This is a genomic window from Corallococcus sp. AS-1-12 (assembly GCF_020036995.1).
GTDB lineage: Bacteria > Myxococcota > Myxococcia > Myxococcales > Myxococcaceae > Corallococcus.
In genome coordinates this window covers 484,230-500,120 of record NZ_JAIQDD010000006.1, presented here as the reverse complement: position 1 = coordinate 500,120, position 15,891 = coordinate 484,230, and the positions used below count along the sequence as shown (strand labels likewise).

The following is a 15,891-nucleotide window of genomic DNA, read 5'->3' as shown; positions in this document are numbered from 1 at the left end:
GTCCGTGGATTGTGGGTGCCGCCCTGCTGGGCATGGCCGGCTGTTCCGATGAAGGGGAGACCGTCGAGGCCTGTGTCGACAACAAGGTCCAGAAGATCTCCGAGAAGGAGCTGTCCAAGAAGTTGAAGGACGGCGCGTACCGCGGCACGTGCGACCTGATGGAGAACCGCGTGTCGTTCGGCGACGGCTACGTGCAGTCCATCGTCCACAAGAACGCGGACGGCTCCGTGAAGGCCATCGGCGTCACCGTGGACCAGGCCGCCATGGACACGCTGCCCATGCTGCCCCACCTGCCGACGAACGACGGGCAGACGTGCTGGGACATGAACAACGACGGCGTGACGGACCCGGAGAAGGAGTGCAACGGCGGCCACGAGCGCGTGCTCTGGTTCCCCAAGATGAAGGACGTCCCCTTCCAGTGGATCATGTTCAACTGGCAGGGCCGGGGCCACGGCCCCATCGGCGCGTTCGACAAGGGGCACTTCGACCTGCACTTCTTCATGCAGGACTTCGTGACGCGGAACTTCATCCGCACCGGCCCGTGCGGCGTCTACACGGACTGCAACGACTACGCGAAGGCCATCAAGGATCCGCCGGCGCCCTTCTACCCGACGGGCTTCGAGAACCAGAAGGGCGTGTCCGCGCGCATGGGCAACCACCTGGCGGACATCGCCGAGTCGCCCTTCAACGGCGAGCCCTTCACGCAGGCGTTCGTCTACGGCGCCTATGACGGCCACATCACGTACTTCGAGACCGTCGTCGAGGGCGGCTTCGCCAAGAGCAAGCCCGCCGAGGACTGCCGTCCCATCAAGGCGCCTCCGGCGATGGAGGTCTCCGGCCTCTACCCGACGCGCTACTGCATCCGGTACCGCGAGGACAAGAAGGACTACCTGATGACGCTCGAGGACTTCGAGTACCGCAGCGCGCCCAACTAAGCCGTGCCCCCCAAGGCGAGCGGCCGCGCACCGGAGCGGCTCCGGTGCGCGGCCGCTCGTTGTTTCTCCCAGCGCAGGAGCCACACCGTGAAGAAGACATCCGTCCTCCTGTCCTGGAGGCTGCCGTTGCTCGTGTCGCTGTGGGCGGTTCCCGCCGGGGCGCACTGGGGCATGCCCGACGAGGCGAGCAGCATCACCGTGCGCCGGGGGCACGCGTCCGACTGGATCATGGGGGACGCCTCCGGCGCGCTCATCTCCCGCGACGAGGGGGCGACCTGGCGGTGGATCTGCCCGGAGGGCATGGGCATCGCCATCTGGCGTCCGGAGCGCTACTTCTGGCTGTCCGGCGGGGCCATCCTGGCCGCCACGGGGAGCGCGCTGATCCGCTCCGACGACAGCGGCTGCACCTGGACGGCGCACGGTGCCTTCAAGGACACGTGGGTCACGAGCCTGGCGGTGCACCCGGTGGACGAGCGCTTCCTGTACGTCAGCACGGGACGGCCGTCCCAGAACAACGGGCTGTACCGCTCCGAGGACGGCGGCGAGTCCTGGGTCCAGGCGCTGGCGCCGACGCCGGGCTCGCAGTTCTCCGCCATCCGCGTCTCCGCGTCGGATCCGCTGCGCCTCTACGCGTCGGGCCAGGACGCGGAGGGGCAGTTCCTCGCGCGCAGTGACGACGGCGGGCGCGTGTGGACGCGGCTGCCCCAGCCGCTCGCCGCGTTGAAGCTCCCGTATGACCTGGTGCTGCTGCGCGTGAGCGACGCCTCCCCGGACGTGCTGTGGGCGAAGGTCTCCGCCCAGGGGCACGACTGGCTGCTCAAGAGCACGGACGGCGGCGTCACGCTGACGGCGGTGATGGACACCTACGAGCGAATCGGCAGCGTGGAGGCGTCCCCCGACGGGCGCACGGTCTGGGTCTCCACGACGACGCACCTCTTCCGGGGACAGGATGACGGGCCCTTCACGGAGCTGGCGGAGCCGAACGGGAACGCCTGCGCGCTGAAGCGCGACGGGACGCTCTATGGCTGCGGCCCGGGCTGGACGGGCGGCTGGGCGCTGGCGAAGAGCGCGGACGACGGCACGACCTGGGACCCGATGTTCAAGCTGGGCGACGTGCAGGGCGCGCACCTGTGCCCCGCCTCGACGCCCGTGCAGCAGCGGTGCCCGGCCCTCTGGCCGCAGCTTGCGCAGCTCTACGGCGCGGGGCCGGACGGGGGCGTGGGGCCCACGCAGGACGCGGGCCCCTCCGAGCCCCTGGCGCCGGCGGCCTCGGATGGCTGCGCCGCGGCGCCGGGGCTGGTGCCGGGCGCGCTCCTGGTGCTCCTGGCGGGGTGGGGGCGCCGGTCTCGAAGGGGAGCGCCGGCTCGGAGCCGCCGGTCATGACGGGGTCCTGGCTTCGCCCGGGGCGCGTCGCCGGGGCGTGCTGCTGGCTGCTGCTGGGAGTGCTCGGGGCCTGTGGGGAGACGGACCCGGGGACGCTCCAGGTGCCGGAGCTGGACTACGGCGTCGAGTCCCCCTGGCCGGTGTCCGCGCCGCTGCCGCCCGTGGGGCCCGCGGGGCGGCTGATCATCACCAACAACATGGAGGACACCCTCAGCCTGCTGGACCTGGACGGGATGGCGTCCTCCACCTGGGGGGAGCTGGCGCGCGTCCCGGTGGGGCTCAACCCGGTGGAGCTGGAGGGGCCGCACCACACGGTCGTCTCGCCGGACAACGACTTCTATTACGTGGGCATCTCCAACTATGTGCCCGGCTCCGGCTCCGGACCGCACGGGACGCATGGTTCAGGCAAGGCGGATGGCTACTGCCTCAAGCTGGACGCGGCCACGCACGCCGTCGTGGGTTCGGTGCGCGTGGATCCCAACCCGGGCGACGTCTTCCTCAGCGCGGACGGGCGGACGCTCTTCCAGACGCACTTCGACCTGCTGAAGATCGCGGAGGTGGCCCGGCGGGGAGGCAAGGAGTCGGAGATGGACGCGCGGATGGCCATCCTCGACGCGCGGACGATGACGCGCACGGCGATGGTGCCCGTCTGCCCCGCGCCCCACGCGGTCCGGCTGTCATTGGACGGGCGCCGCGCCTACGTCGCCTGCTGGTCGGACGAGGTGGCCATCGTGGACCTGGAGCAGGCGGACCACCCGGTGCGCCGCGTGAAGGTGGCGGACACCGCCGGCACGGCCGTGCGGCCCCTTCACCAGCCCTACGCGCTCACGGTGTCGCCCACGACGGGCGCGGTGTGGGTCAGCTCGCTCGCGAGCCGCGCGGTGCAGTACCTGGATCCGGTGACGCTCACGATGGATCCCCAGCGCACGGTGTGGCTGCCGGGCGCGCCGATGTTCGGGGTCTTCACGGCGGATGGGCGCACGCTCTATATGCCGTACCAGTCGGTGGACTCCATCGCCATCATCGATCCGGACCACCCGGAGGCGGTGCCCGGGGAGATTCCGCTGGCGCCCAGCGGCTGCCTCAACGTGCACCAGGTGATGCTGACGCCGGACGAGCGTTACGCGCTCGCGGTCTGCGAAGGGGATCACGTGGGGCCGGGCACGCTCCACGTCGTGTCGCTGGAGGAGCGCCGGGTGGTGAAGACGGTGCAGGTGGGCCTCTTCCCGGACTCGGTGGCGCTGCTGGGGAGCCGGCCATGAGGTGGCTCTGGGTGCTGGGCGCGCTGGTGGCGGGCTGCGGCGGCGCGACGCCCGCGGCGGAGTTCGGTGAGGCGCTCTTCCAGGATGCCCGCCTGTCCGGCAGTCAGTACAACAGCTTCTCCTGCGCGACCTGCCACGCCACGAGCGCCAGGCCGGAGCCGGACCGGATGCTCGCGGGCTACCCGCTGGAGAACGTGGCGTTCCGCCAGACCTGGTGGGGCGGCTACGAGACGGACCTGCTGGGCGCGGTGAACTTCTGCTACCTGAGCTTCATGCGCGGCGTGTCGCCCCTCACGCGCGAGGACCCGAAGGCGCGGGCCCTGTACGAATACCTGGTGCGGATCAGCCCGGACACGGACGCGCCCGCGCTGCCCTTCACGGTGGTGAAGGACATCCAGGACGTGCCGGCCGGTGATGCCGGACGGGGCGGCGCCGTGTACCGCGCCGCCTGCCAGACGTGCCATGGGGCCACGCACACCGGGGAGGGGCGCCTGACGTCGTTCGCGTCGGTGTTGCCGGAGGTGATGGACGACTACGACACGCTCTTCCCCGGCGTTCCCCGGCGGCTGGTGGTCATCGAGAAGCTGCGTCATGGCAGCTTCTTCGGCGTCGGCGGCACCATGCCGCTCTACAGCCGGGAGGCCCTGTCGGACGAGGACCTGTCGGCGGTGCTCGCCTACCTGGGGTTGTGACTCAGGCCCAGAGCGCCTGCTCCAGCGAGTCGAGCAGCGCCGCCGCGACTTCGGGAGAGGGCAGGCCGGCGTCGGCGGTGAGCTCGGGGTCGAGCGGCGCGGCCACCTCCGCGCGCAGCACCGCGATGGCCTGCCGCCGGGCGTCGTGGAGGGCGGCCCGTGCTTCAGGGGACAGGCCGGGCGTGGCCCACGCGTCGATGTCCCAGGACAGGCCCGCGTGCCGGGTCTCGTCTTCGGCGATGCGCGCCATGGCCTCGCGGATCTCCGGGTCGCGCGCGTGCAGCGCCTGGTGGTGCGCCACCAGCGCGCCATAGGTCTCCCGCACGCAGCCCTCCACGGTGTTGTCGAGCAGCACCTCGCTCCAGGGCCGCAGCGGCAGGTCGGTGACGGCGGGCGGTACCGGCGTGGCGCCGAAGCGCTGGGCCAGGCGCAAGGTGACTTCGGTGTGCCGCACCTCGTCCGCCGCGCTGGCGAGCGCCGCGTCCTGCAGCTCGCTGCTCGCGCCGTGCAGGGCCAGCTCCTCGCGCAGGCGCAGGAAGGCGTGGATGGCGGCGGCCTCCAGCCGGGCGGCGTTGGCGAAGTAGCCGCCCCTGGCGTCCGCGCAGTCCCCAGCCCGGCCGCGCTGGAGTCCCACGGGCCTGCGGCCGACGACGCAGTCGGGCGTCCCCTCCTTGAGGGGGAACGTGCCTTCCTCCGTCACGACGCCGGACGCCGTGACCTTCAGGTCGTGCCGGGTCTCGTACACGTTCGTCTCACAGTCGTAGTCCTGGATGCTGACGACGCTGAAGGTCCCGTCTGGAAGGGCCCGGACCTTGCCGCGCTCGTAGGCCGGCTGGCCGCACAGGGCATAGCCCGAGGCGTAGGCCAGGAGCGCGGCCTCCTGCGGAGTGTCGATGCGGCCCAGCAATGCCCTGACGGCGTCCGCGGTCGTGTACGCCGTCACCTCGTCGCCGCGGGTCGTGACGAAGAAGCCCTCGGTGCACTCCATGCTGTAGCCACAGATGCGTGGGAAGCCGCGAGTCACCTCCAGCGCTTCGATGCGCGCCAGGCACGCCTGGGGATCCGACGCCGTCGCGCAAGGCTCGCCCTCCGACGTCACGAGCTGGACGTCATGGGGGAGGGTCCGGTGGTTCACGACGCGAAGCTGGATCGCGTCTGGCGCCGGGTCGATGGCCAGCCCGGTGAGGGCGGGGAGGCCGTTCTCGCACGCGACGTCCGAGTGCTGGCTCAGGTCGACGGGCCCTGGCTCCGGTGGAGGCTCCCCGCCGGGTTCACCCTGGCACCCCGTGAGCAGCAGGGGCGTGGCCAGGGAGACCCGCAGGGCATGGGAGAAGAGAAGCCGCAGCCGATAGACGTTCATGGTCCCCTCAAGGGCAAGGCGCGGGCATCGGGCCCGCGCCCCTTGGACACGCGACCCCGGCCGCGTGGGACATGGCCCGTTCCCGGGGGCAAGGAATCGGAGGTGTCGCGTTCTCTTGAACGCCAGACATAGGAGGAGAGATGCCCGTCATTACGTTCGGAATGAAGGCAGACAAGCCGTCCCTGAATGGCTACGGAAATATCTATCGCGCCCCGGTCCAGCGAAATGCACCTGCACTCTACAAAGGCGTGAAGATGCGGCCCACCTTGCGAAGCGCTCCTGTCACTCTTGACCCGGGGCTCTATGTGTACTGGGTCCAGCTCCAGGGTGGGGATGGGGCCTTCACGATCAAAGCCTATCGCGACGGAGAGGAGCAGCCGTTCAAAGAGTATTCTTCGGACACCGCGAAGTCAGGATTCCATGGGATCAACTTCGTCTTCGCGGTGGCCCGATGAGGCGCTCCGTGTGCCGCGTACCCCGGAGCCTGGTGGCGACTGGGATGGGGGTGCTCGTCTGGCTCATGCCGATGGTCGTGGCGGCAGCCGAGGATGCCAGTCCAAAGCGGAGCACCGCCTATCTGTTGCCTGTGTCACTCAAGGCGACTTCCAGCGGCGACAGCATGTTCAAGGTGGGGGCGGGCACAATCTGGGCGGCCACTGAACAAGTCGATATGTCCGTGACGGGGACCTATGAAGTCAGCACCACGAATGGGATTGCCACCTTCTGGGGCGCTGGCTCTGGCGAATCCGGCGATTCCCTGCCGTGGACCCTGGGCGTGACCGCGGCGGCCAGTGGCATCAGCGATGCTGACGAGTTCATTGGCCCTGGCGACGAGCACCCGATTACGAGGGCCAAGGACAGCGCCTATGCCCACTGCAAGCAGATGTGCGGGGTGTCCAGCACGCCGGATGTGAAGACGTTCTGCGAGAGCAGGATGACGTACCTCAAGGACCGGGCAGGCCAGGCGCTCTTCAGCGTGCCACCCGAGGCGTTCTGTGGGGGGCAGCAGGAGATGGCTCGGGCAGCGGAACAGGAGCCGGACCTGGGGGTGAGCATCGAGAAGAAGCTGGAGGCCGCGAAGGCATGCGATGCGCGGTGCGCCGATTATGGCCGTGAGGGGTGCACGCTCCCTGGCTGGCCCCTTGAGGATCCGGTGGGTTTTCCTACGGAGAACCTGTGTGCGGCCGGCAATCGCATGTACCTGGAGGCCGAGAGTCCCTTCGTCCGACGGTTTCCGCCCTGGAACGCCCGGCTGGGCATGAAGGTCGGGAGGGCCTCGTTCAAATACCGGGAGGCCCGCTCGCAGGGGGCGGGTGTCCTGCTCGAGCAGTCCAAGACGCCAGTCATCGGGAAGGCTGGCGCCGCCTTCTCGAGCATTCTTGCTCGCGGGCCGGTCTCCTTGACGCTGGAGGGGCTCGCCAACTACCGCTCGGAGTGGACGGCATCGAAGGAGAAGGTGAGCTGGTGCCGGCCCGAGGGCGATGTTCCCCTGGACGACGACGACCCCTCCACGACGGTGCCGAGCGAGGTGTGCAATGAAGCGGTCTTCAAGGGACCCGCTCATTCAAACGGAGTCCAGCTCGCGGCCTTTATCGGCGGGGTCGATGAAGCCCGCGGAAACTGGCGACTGAGCGCCGGACCGGATCTGCTGATTGGGACTGGCGAGGAGCGGTTCCTTGGGCTGTTCAGGATCAATGCCTACCTCTCGGTCGCGACGGCCTCGTCCGAGAACTACAAGGGCTTGATCCGGATCAGTCCCGCCATCGGGGTCCGGTCGCTCAAGGGGAAGGATGGTGAATTCGTGGCCTTCCTGGAGCTGGCGATCCTGGGACAGCGCTTGCTGTTCTCGGACGAGTTCGATTCGCTCTGACCCTGCGAACGCGAACGGGCGATGCACGCTCTTGAAGCGCGCATCGCCCGTAGGGACTGCCTGGAAGCCGTGGAGCCCTACGCCCCCGCGTACTTGCGGCGGAACTCGTGGATCTCCGCCAGCCGGAACGTGCCCGGCTCCGGGGCAATCGCCTCCGGCGCGTCGTAGGGCAGGTTCATCAGGCGCTCGTACTCCTCCACCGACACGCGCTCGCGCTTGGCCAGCACCGTGTCCAGGTCCGCGCGGGCCATGCGCTCCGCGGCCTTCTCACCCACGACGCCGGAGTAGAACTCCGCGCAGGAGCCGCTGCCGTAGGACAAGAGGCCGATGCGCTGGCCCGCCAGCGCCGCGCCCTCCGCGTGCAACTGGCCCGCGAGCGCCAGGTACAGCGACGCCGTGTAGACGTTGCCCACCCGCGCGTTCAGCCCCAGCGACTTCGCCACCTGCGCGTCGTAGCTGGCCTGCGACTTCGCCGCCTCGTCGCGCGCCTCGGGCGTGGCCGGCCCGTTGCCCGAGTCCTCCAGGTCGCACAGCCGCACCTGCGCGTGCGCCTTGCGCGCCATCTTGCAGAAGGGCACGTGGTAGAGGATGCGCGCCAACTGCTCGCTGGGCAGCTTCGAGTCCCAGCGCACCAGCCCCTGCTCCATGGCGCGCTCGCGCCAGCCCCGGTACGCGCCGGCCATGGCGTCCAGGTAGCAGGTGATGGAGTAGTGCCCGTCCACCAGCGCCTCGCGCCGGCCCACTGGCCGCCAGAAGTCGTACACGTCCGCGGTGCTCACGCCGTTGAGCCCCACGTCCACCGCCAAGAGGTCCGGCGTCTCCGACACCAGCAGCGCCACCGCGCCGCCGCCCTGCGTGGGCTCGCCCGCCGTCTTCAGGCCGTAGCGCGCGATGTCCGTGCACACCACCAGCGCGGAGCGGCCCGCCGCCGCGCCGGAGGCGATCCACTCCACCGCCGCCATCAGGCCCGCCGTGCCGCCGTAGCACGCGTGCTGCGAGTCGAACGTGCGCATGCCGCGCGGCAGCTTCAGCAACCCGTGCACGTGCGACGCGATGGGCTTGGAGTGGTCCACGCCCGTCTCCGTGCCCACCACCAGCATGCCCAGCTTGGAGGTGTCCACTCCCTGCTGCTGGATGAGGCGCGCGGCCGCCGTGGCCGCCAGCGACACGGAGTCCTCACCCGGGTCGTTGACCGCCATCTCCTTCGCGCCCAGGCCCGCGGTGAACTTCGCCGGGTCCACGCCGCGCGCCCTCGCCAGGTCCTCGATGTCCACGTACCGCCGGGGGACCGCCACCGCCAGCGCTTCGATTCCAACCCGCTTCTTCATGGGGAACTCCTCAAGTCAAAAGGTCGCGAATCCAGTGGGCCTCACGCCGCGGGCGGCACCAGCACCAGCCGGCCCGCCACTTCCCGGTTCTCCAGGCGGAAGTGCGCGCGGCCCGCGTCCGCCAGCGCCACCTCCTCCGACACGAAGGGGCGGATGAGGCCCCGGGCCGTCAGCCGCAGCGACTCGTCCAGCTCCTCGCGCGTCGTCGCGTACGCGCCCAGGATCTCCAGCTCCTTCACGATGACCAGGCCCGGGTTGAGGTTCACCACCCCCGACTCCAGGTTGCCCACCACCACCACGCGCCCACCGGGCGCCATGGCCTTGAGCGTCTGATCAAACGTGGCGCTGCCGACGATCTCCACCGCCACGTCCACACCCTGGCCCTGCGTGCGCTTGCGCGCCTCCGAACCGAAGTCCAGGCCGCGCGACACGATCACCTCGTCCGCGCCGGCCTCCTTGAGGGCCGCGACCTTCGCCTCGCCGGAGGTGATGGCGATGACGCGCGCCCCGTCCACCTTGGCCAACTGCACGGCGGCCAGGCCCACGCCGCCGCTGGCGCCGGTGATGAGGACCGTCTCACCGGCCTTCACCTTCGCCCGCGTGCGCAGCGTGTGCACGGCGGTGCCCAGCGTGCAGCACACCGTGGCGGCCACCGCCCAGGGCAGGTCGGACGGCACGCGGCCCAGGCCCCGCACCGGGGCGACCATGAACTGCGCGTAGCCGCCCTGGAGCTCCTCGCCGAAGAAGCGGTTGTCCGTCTTGCACAGGCTGTTGCGGCCGGAGAGGCACAGCGCGCACTCGCCGCAGGACATGCGCTGCAGCGTCGCCGCGCGGTCGCCCACCTTCCAGCCCACCGTGTCCGGGCCCACCTCCACCACCTCGCCCGCGGCCTCGTGGCCCAGGATGGCGGGCACGTGCGTGCGGGGCAGGTTGCCGCGGCGGTTGATGACGTCGTGGTAGCAGACGCCGCACGCGTGGACCTTCAGCAGCACCTCGCCCTTGCCCGGCCGGGGGACCGGCACGGTCTCCAGGCGCAGGTTCTCTGCACTGCCGAACTGGCGAAGAACGACGGCTTCCATGCGGTGCCTCTTTTCCGTGTGGCTTTGAAGGTGGGGGAGCAGTGCTTTTCAGCCGCCGACGAGCGCGTCGCGCAGGTTGCGGGGGTCCAGCGCGCGGATGGCCGACACCGTGCGCGCGTCCGGGAGCGGGGTGACGGGCATGGCGTCCGGCACCGCGAACTCGAAGCCGGTCCGCTCGGCGATGCCGTCCACCGTGGCCCAGGGGTGACGCGACAACAGCCTCGCCCCACGGGGACCGCCCAGCTCATACGTGCCCAGGTCGGAGATGAGCCGCACCGGACGGCTGGGGTCGCGCGTGGTGGCCACCTGGACCTGGGGGACGAGGTTGCGGCGCGACTGCCGGGGCACCAGCAGCACCGGGTTCTTCACCCACTGACGCAAGGTCGCCGCGCCCGCCACGCCGGGGAACTTGGTGCGCGGCTTGTCCAGGCTGCCGGACGCCGTCATGTTGGTGCGGCCCGCCGGATCCACCTCCGCCGCGCCGAAGAAGACCGTGTCCACCCGGCCCCGCCGCGCGTGGTCGAACAGGTCCGCGATGCTCACCTCCGCGGAGCGCCCGTCCAGGTAGCGCAGGTCCTCGGACGACGGGTACAGCTCCGGCAGCGCCGGATCCAACGAACCGACACACGCCAGGTACGTCAACCCCGGCGCGTGCGTGGCCCGGGCCACCGCGATGGCCAGGATGACCAGCGGCGACGCCACGCCCGTGGCCACCACCGAGCCGTCCTCGATCTCCCGCGCCAGCAGCGACACCACCGTCTCCGCGGGCGTCGCGTCCACCGTCGTCGTCGTCATGCCGCGCTCCGCGTCGCGCGCAGCGACATGAGGAAGCCCTTCGCCTCGCCCGCGTCCGCCGCGGCCAGGTAGGCCGCGAGCATCGCGTCGTCATGCGGGTACTGGCCCAGGCAGCCCGTGGGCAGCGCGCCGCCGGGGGCGAGCACCACGCGCTCCACCTGGAAGGCGGGAATGGTGACGCGCGACAGCCTGGGCACGCGCTCCTCCACCGTGGCGATGATCCGCTTCGCCGCGCCCGCGACGAGCAGGTCCGTGGTGGGGTCTTCAATCAGCAGGTTGCCCTTGTCGTCCGCGGCCCGGGCGTGGATGAGCGCCACGTCCGGGTAGTACGCGGGCTCCACCGGCACGCGGCGGCCCGTGAACGGGTCCTCCACCGTGCGCGGCGCGTCCACCTCCGCCAGCTCCGACACGTCCGCGTCCGGCGCGGGGATGAACGGCAGCCCCATGGACGCCGCGCGCAGCCGCTGCACCACGCGGTAGCCGTCGTGCTCGCGCCACTCAATCTCGCCCGCCTCGATGGCCCTCTTGAGGCAGGGCAGGGGACGCACGCGGTTCTCCAGCACCAGCGCGCCGAAGGGCAGCTCCACGCGCTTCAAGCACCCGCCCGCGACCAGGAACTCCGCCGGCAGCGGGTTGGGCAGGGAGATGAGCTGGAGGCCGCGCTTCTCCTGCGCCACCAGCTCCAGCACCAGCGCCATGGGCGCGCGGCCCAGCATGAACCCGCCCGCCGCGAGCGACGCGCCGTCCGGGATGGAGGCCACCGCCTCCGACAGGGAACTCCAACGCGCGCGGTTCACTGGGGCTCTCCTCCAGGACCGGAGCTGGAAGCGGCGCGCGGCACCATGCGCAGCGCGGGCGCGTCTTCACCCGCAGGGGCCGGGGCGCTCACGGCCGCCGCTCCGGAGGGAAAGAGCAGCTCCACCATGCCGTCGGCGATCTGCTCCTCGGTGAGGCGCCCGTCCGGCTTGAACCACTTGTAGACCCAGAGGATCATCCCCAGGAACGAGAAGGCCGCGACGGTGGGGTCCACCACGCCGCGCAGGCGGCCCAGGCGGTTCGCCTCCGCGAACGCGTCCTCCAGGAAGCGCACGTAGCGCTTCTTGCGCCGGTCGATGTACTCGCGCGCTTCACCGGTGAGCGTGGCGTGCTCGTGGAGGATGATGATGACCTCCTTGCTGCGGCCGCTCGTCACCAGGTGGATGTTCTGCCGCATGCACTGGCGCAGCCGCTCCACCGGATCCGCCACGTCCTGGACGGGCGCGAGGACCTGCTCCTCGAACACGTCCATGCCGTAGTTCATGATGGCGAAGAGCAACTGCTCCTTGTTCTGGATGTGGTGGTAGAGCCCCGCCTTGGTCATCCGGCACGCGGCGGCGATCTCCTGCATCGACGTGCCCTCGTAGCCGCGCTCGCAGATGAGCCGCGCCGCCGTCTCCAGGATGGCCCGGTACCGCTCGCCCTCGTCCGGTTTGCGCCCCGTGGGTGTCATGCGTGCCTTCCCTTGCCGGCTGCCTGCCGTTGCCGGGTTAAGACGACCTACCGACCGGTAGGTCACTCCACCTACCGACCGGTAGGTAGCACTCGGCGACGCGGTTCGTCAACGGGCAAGTACCGGAGGACAGGTGGGATAAAAGCTATTGGAAACAAGGACTTGGACCCACCCAACGGGTTAGGTTGCGGGTCACCCATGCGGTCCACGCTCCTGCCCATCCTCCTCTTGTGCGCCGCGCTGGCGAGCGTGGGGGTGGGGGTCTGGACGCTCGTGAAGCGCAGCCGGACGGCGCTGGTGGAGCAGTTCGCGGGTGACCGGCAGAAGCAGTTGGACGAGGCGGTGGGCGGCGTCACGGACTCGCTGGAGGAGGTGGGCAAGAACCTGCGCTTCGCCGGGGAGCTGATGTCCCAGCCGGGGAGCCTGGCGGAGCACCGGCGGGAGCTGCGCGCGCTGCTGGAGGCGGTGGGCCAGTACAAGGCCATCGCGGCGTACGACGGCGACGGCGCGGAGCGGCTCCTGCTGTTGGACCGCAAGCCGGACCCGCAGTTGTCGCGTGAAGGGCTGGTGGCGGAGATGGCCGGCACGGCGCGCCGCGCGCTCCTGCGTCCGCCGGGGGACCTCACCACGTCGCCCATCCTGGACGCGGCCAACGGCGGCTGGCTGCGCATCCTGGCCACCGCGCTGCCCGCGACGGACGGCAAGCCCGAGGGCGCGGTGGCGGTGCTGGTGGACACGGAGACGTTCTTCGCGCCGCTGCGCATCGTCACCTCGGACCTGGAGGCGCGGATGCTGCTCGTGGGCACGCACGGCCAGCCCACGCCCGCGAGCGACCCGGCCCTGGCGGAGTGGTTCGCCCGCGTGGGCCAGAAGGACGCCGGGGTGCCGGGCTTCGCGTTCCTGGTGTCCCGGCTGAAGGCCGGCGCGCGCGGCATGCTGCCCCTGTCCGAGCAGGAGGCGGAGCGGCTGGGGCTGGGGCGCGCGGAGGTGGTGGCCGTCTACACGCCCATCCGCATGCGCGGCGGCAGCCACTGGGCGGTGGCGACGCTGGTGTCCACCGCGGCGCTGCGCTCGCACGAGCAGTCGCTGGTGGTGCGGCTGTTGGGCGCGGGCGCGCTGGTGGCGTTCTTCCTGGTGACCTTCGCGGTGTACGTGGTGCTGGCGCGGCGCAGGGCGGTGGCGCTGACGGAGAGCCGCCGGCACGCGGCCCAGCTCGCCGCGCTCCATGACCGGACGCGGAAGATCTTGGACCACCTGCCCACGGGCGTCCTCGCGCTGACGGAGGACGGGCGGATCAGCGCCGTCAACCAGGCCCTGCGCTCGCGCGTGCCCGGCAACGTGACGGGCGCGCCGCTGGCGTCCGCGTTCCCCGGGGCGCCCGCGCCGGTGGTGGAGCGGCTCTCCGCGCTGGTGGCGTCCGCGCGCAAGGAGGACCGGCCGCTGAGCCTGCTGGGCGAACCGCTGGCGCTCTTCGGCGACGAGGGCACGTACAACCTGCACGCGGTGCCGCTGACCGCGGAGGACCCGAAGGAGGAGACGCGCGCGCTCCTGGTGGTGGAGGACCTGAGCGACGTGCGCGCGCTGGAGACGCAGTTGCTGCGCGCGGAGAAGCTGGCCACCGTGGGCGTGCTGGCGGCGGGCATCGCGCATGAGATCGGCACGCCGCTGGGCGTGGTGCGCGGCCGGGCGGAGTACGTGCAAAGCAAGCTGGGCGCCTCGCACCCCCAGGGGCCGGGGCTGGGCGTCATCGTCGAGCAGATCGACCGGGTGAGCCGCACGCTGCGCCAGTTGCTGGACTTCTCGCGCCTGCAGCCGGCGATGGTGCGGCCGGTGTCGCTGGGGCCGCTCGCCCGGAGCGTGCATGAGCTGCTGCGGGTGGAGGCGGAGCGGCGGCGGGTGAGCTTGAGCGTGGACGTGCCGGAGTCCGTGCCCGCGCTGGCGGCGGACGCGGATCAGCTCCAGCAGGTGCTGCTCAACCTCACGCTCAACGCGTGCGACGCGTGCAGCGAGGGCGGCGCGGTGGAGGTCTCGGCCTCCGCGCTGGCGGGCCCGGAGGAGGGCACGTGGGGCCTGGTCGCGCTCACCGTGCGCGACGACGGGTGCGGGATCCCGAAGGAGCGCCTCAACCAGGTGTTCGACCCGTTCTTCACGACGAAGAAGCGCGGGCAGGGCACGGGGCTGGGGCTGACGATGGTGGCCCACGTCGTGCGCAACCACGGCGGACGGGTGGAGCTGGAGAGCACGCCGGGGCAGGGCACCCGCGTCACCGTGCTGTGGCCGGTGGCCCGCGCCGTCCCAGAGGAACGAAATGCCGAGCGACTCGCCGTCTGACGCGCGCATCCTCGTGGTGGACGACCACGTGGAGATGGGGCGCATGCTCCAGGAGCCCCTGGCCGACGCGGGCTGGACGGTGGACCTGGCCACGGGCGGGCAGGAGGCGCTGACGCTCATCCGCTCCCGCGTGTACGACGCGGTGCTGACGGACCTGCGCATGGAGAAGGTGGACGGCCTGGACGTGCTGGACGCCGCCCGCGCGGTGGACCCGGCGCTGCCCGTGCTCTTGATGACGGCCTTCGGCGGCGTGGAGAGCGCGGTGGAGGCGATGCGCCGGGGCGCCTACCACTACTTCACCAAGCCCTTCCGCCTGGACGAGGTGCGGCTGTACCTGGGCCGCGCGCTGGAGGACCGGCGGCTGCGCGCGGAGCACCGGGCGCTGAAGCAGGCCTCGCAGGAGCGCTCCGGCCTGGGCGCGCTGGTGGGCAGGAGCGCGCCCATGCGCGGGCTGTACGAGCTCATCGACCGCGTGGCGCACGCGGCGGCCCCGGTGCTGCTCCGGGGGGAGAGCGGCAGCGGCAAGGAGCTGGTGGCCCGCGCCCTCCACGTCGAGGGCCCGCGCGCGGCCAACCCCTTCGTGGCCGTCAACTGCACCGCGCTGCCGGGGCCGCTGCTGGAGAGCGAGCTGTTCGGCCACGTGAAGGGCGCCTTCACCGGGGCCACGTCCGTGCGGCGCGGCCTGTTCGTGGAGGCGCACGGCGGCACGCTGTTCCTGGACGAGATTGGCGACATGCCCACGGAGCTCCAGGCGCGGCTCCTGCGCGTGCTGGAGGACGGCGAGGTGCGCGCGGTGGGCTCGGATGCCAGCCGCACCGTGGATGTGCGCGTGGTCGCCGCCACGCACCAGGACCTGGAGGCGCGCGTGCGGGAGGGGCGCTTCCGCGCGGACCTCTTCTACCGGCTCAACGTCGTCACGCTGCGGGTGCCTTCGCTGAAGGAGCGCCGGGAGGACATCCCCCAACTGGTGGAGCACTTCACCGCCCGCTCCCGGGCGCGCAACCCGCGCTCCCGGGTGACGTCGCTGTCACCGGAGGTGGTGGCCGCGCTGGGCGCCATGCCCTGGCCGGGCAACGTGCGCGAGCTGGAGAACCTGGTGGAGCGGCTGGTGGTGCTCGTGCCCCGGGAGACGGTGACGCTGGAGGACCTGCGGCCCCACGCGCCGGTGCTCTCGGCGGAGGAGGCCACGCCCTTCGCCCAGGCGCGGGAGGGCGTGTGGACCCTGCGCAAGCTGGAGGGGGAGTACATCCACTGGATGGTCCAGCACTGCGGCGGGAACAAGACCCGCGCCGCGGAGCTGCTGGGCATCGATGTGTCCACCATCCATCGCCGCGAGCGGGAGCGGTAGGCGCGTCACGCCAGGGGGC

14 protein-coding genes are annotated in these 15,891 nt (G+C 71.3%); 8 read left to right on the top strand and 6 right to left on the bottom strand.

Annotated features, from left to right (window positions below; all coding sequences use genetic code 11):
- Positions 1-32 precede the first annotated feature (32 nt).
- The 4 genes from K8556_RS13700 (at position 33) to K8556_RS13685 (ending at position 4,272) form a co-directional block, all read left to right on the top strand.
- Positions 33-935 (top strand): hypothetical protein, encoded by a 903-nt coding sequence (locus tag K8556_RS13700; protein ID WP_223740500.1) that lies wholly within the window; start codon positions 33-35, stop codon positions 933-935.
- A gap of 87 nt (positions 936-1,022) precedes the next feature.
- Entirely contained in the window at positions 1,023-2,318 is a 1,296-nt protein-coding gene (locus tag K8556_RS13695) for a hypothetical protein (RefSeq protein ID WP_223740499.1), read from the top strand.
- The gene (locus K8556_RS13690) at positions 2,315-3,580 is read left to right on the top strand and encodes a YncE family protein (RefSeq protein ID WP_223740498.1); all 1,266 of its coding nucleotides are present in this window, start codon (positions 2,315-2,317) and stop codon (positions 3,578-3,580) included. The genes K8556_RS13695 and K8556_RS13690 overlap by 4 nt, the downstream gene beginning before the upstream one ends.
- Positions 3,577-4,272 carry a c-type cytochrome gene (locus K8556_RS13685; RefSeq protein ID WP_223740497.1) on the top strand — a complete coding sequence of 232 codons (696 nt, stop codon included), beginning with the start codon at positions 3,577-3,579 and terminating at the stop codon, positions 4,270-4,272. The genes K8556_RS13690 and K8556_RS13685 overlap by 4 nt, the downstream gene beginning before the upstream one ends.
- A 1-nt stretch (position 4,273) precedes the next feature.
- Here the strand turns inward: K8556_RS13685 and K8556_RS13680 are convergent, their stop codons facing one another.
- Positions 4,274-5,632, bottom strand: a complete 1,359-nt coding sequence (locus tag K8556_RS13680) for a ferritin-like domain-containing protein (RefSeq protein WP_223740496.1) — start codon at positions 5,630-5,632, stop codon at positions 4,274-4,276.
- 140 nt (positions 5,633-5,772) lie between these two features.
- On the opposite strand from K8556_RS13680, the gene K8556_RS13675 reads away from it, so the two are divergent.
- Positions 5,773-6,087, top strand: coding sequence for a hypothetical protein (locus K8556_RS13675; RefSeq protein WP_223740495.1), 315 nt, complete (start codon positions 5,773-5,775; stop codon positions 6,085-6,087).
- Positions 6,088-6,131: 44 nt separating this feature from the next.
- Positions 6,132-7,502 (top strand): hypothetical protein, encoded by a 1,371-nt coding sequence (locus tag K8556_RS13670; RefSeq protein ID WP_223740494.1) that lies wholly within the window; start codon positions 6,132-6,134, stop codon positions 7,500-7,502.
- A 77-nt stretch (positions 7,503-7,579) separates the two neighbouring features.
- On the opposite strand, the gene K8556_RS13665 is transcribed toward K8556_RS13670, so the two are convergent.
- From K8556_RS13665 to K8556_RS13645, 5 genes are read right to left on the bottom strand one after another with little or no spacing between them, the layout of a single operon-like run.
- Positions 7,580-8,830, bottom strand: coding sequence for a hydroxymethylglutaryl-CoA synthase family protein (locus tag K8556_RS13665; protein WP_223740493.1), 1,251 nt, complete (start codon positions 8,828-8,830; stop codon positions 7,580-7,582).
- 41 nt (positions 8,831-8,871) lie between these two features.
- Positions 8,872-9,909, bottom strand: a complete 1,038-nt coding sequence (locus K8556_RS13660) for a zinc-binding dehydrogenase (RefSeq protein WP_223740492.1) — start codon at positions 9,907-9,909, stop codon at positions 8,872-8,874.
- Between the two features lie 48 nt (positions 9,910-9,957).
- On the bottom strand, positions 9,958-10,704 hold the full coding sequence (locus K8556_RS13655; protein ID WP_223740491.1) for a CoA-transferase subunit beta: 747 nt from the start codon (positions 10,702-10,704) through the stop codon (positions 9,958-9,960).
- Positions 10,701-11,501, bottom strand: a complete 801-nt coding sequence (locus K8556_RS13650) for a CoA-transferase (RefSeq protein ID WP_223740490.1) — start codon at positions 11,499-11,501, stop codon at positions 10,701-10,703. The genes K8556_RS13655 and K8556_RS13650 overlap by 4 nt, the downstream gene beginning before the upstream one ends.
- Positions 11,498-12,193, bottom strand: a complete 696-nt coding sequence (locus K8556_RS13645) for a TetR/AcrR family transcriptional regulator (RefSeq protein ID WP_223740489.1) — start codon at positions 12,191-12,193, stop codon at positions 11,498-11,500. Before K8556_RS13645 ends, K8556_RS13650 begins: the two co-directional genes overlap by 4 nt.
- A 198-nt stretch (positions 12,194-12,391) precedes the next feature.
- On the opposite strand from K8556_RS13645, the gene K8556_RS13640 reads away from it, so the two are divergent.
- Together K8556_RS13640 and K8556_RS13635 are read left to right on the top strand one after the other, a co-directional pair.
- Complete coding sequence (locus K8556_RS13640) at positions 12,392-14,524, top strand: nitrogen regulation protein NR(II) (protein WP_223740488.1); 2,133 nt, start codon at positions 12,392-12,394, stop codon at positions 14,522-14,524.
- Positions 14,502-15,872, top strand: coding sequence for a sigma-54 dependent transcriptional regulator (locus K8556_RS13635; protein ID WP_223740487.1), 1,371 nt, complete (start codon positions 14,502-14,504; stop codon positions 15,870-15,872). The genes K8556_RS13640 and K8556_RS13635 overlap by 23 nt, the downstream gene beginning before the upstream one ends.
- Positions 15,873-15,891 lie beyond the last annotated feature (19 nt).

Bases quoted from the DNA above. Each gene is read 5' to 3' on its own strand.
- K8556_RS13655 (WP_223740491.1), bottom strand. From the start codon at position 10,704: ATGACGACGACGACGGTGGACGCGACGCCCGCGGAGACGGTGGTGTCG.
- K8556_RS13645 (WP_223740489.1), bottom strand. From the start codon at position 12,193: ATGACACCCACGGGGCGCAAACCGGACGAGGGCGAGCGGTACCGGGCC.
- K8556_RS13685 (WP_223740497.1), top strand. From the start codon at position 3,577: ATGAGGTGGCTCTGGGTGCTGGGCGCGCTGGTGGCGGGCTGCGGCGGC.
- K8556_RS13640 (WP_223740488.1), top strand. From the start codon at position 12,392: ATGCGGTCCACGCTCCTGCCCATCCTCCTCTTGTGCGCCGCGCTGGCG.
- K8556_RS13680 (WP_223740496.1), bottom strand. From the start codon at position 5,632: ATGAACGTCTATCGGCTGCGGCTTCTCTTCTCCCATGCCCTGCGGGTC.
- K8556_RS13665 (WP_223740493.1), bottom strand. From the start codon at position 8,830: ATGAAGAAGCGGGTTGGAATCGAAGCGCTGGCGGTGGCGGTCCCCCGG.
- K8556_RS13660 (WP_223740492.1), bottom strand. From the start codon at position 9,909: ATGGAAGCCGTCGTTCTTCGCCAGTTCGGCAGTGCAGAGAACCTGCGC.
- K8556_RS13700 (WP_223740500.1), top strand. From the start codon at position 33: ATGGCCGGCTGTTCCGATGAAGGGGAGACCGTCGAGGCCTGTGTCGAC.
- K8556_RS13635 (WP_223740487.1), top strand. From the start codon at position 14,502: ATGCCGAGCGACTCGCCGTCTGACGCGCGCATCCTCGTGGTGGACGAC.
- K8556_RS13670 (WP_223740494.1), top strand. From the start codon at position 6,132: ATGGGGGTGCTCGTCTGGCTCATGCCGATGGTCGTGGCGGCAGCCGAG.
- K8556_RS13690 (WP_223740498.1), top strand. From the start codon at position 2,315: ATGACGGGGTCCTGGCTTCGCCCGGGGCGCGTCGCCGGGGCGTGCTGC.
- K8556_RS13675 (WP_223740495.1), top strand. From the start codon at position 5,773: ATGCCCGTCATTACGTTCGGAATGAAGGCAGACAAGCCGTCCCTGAAT.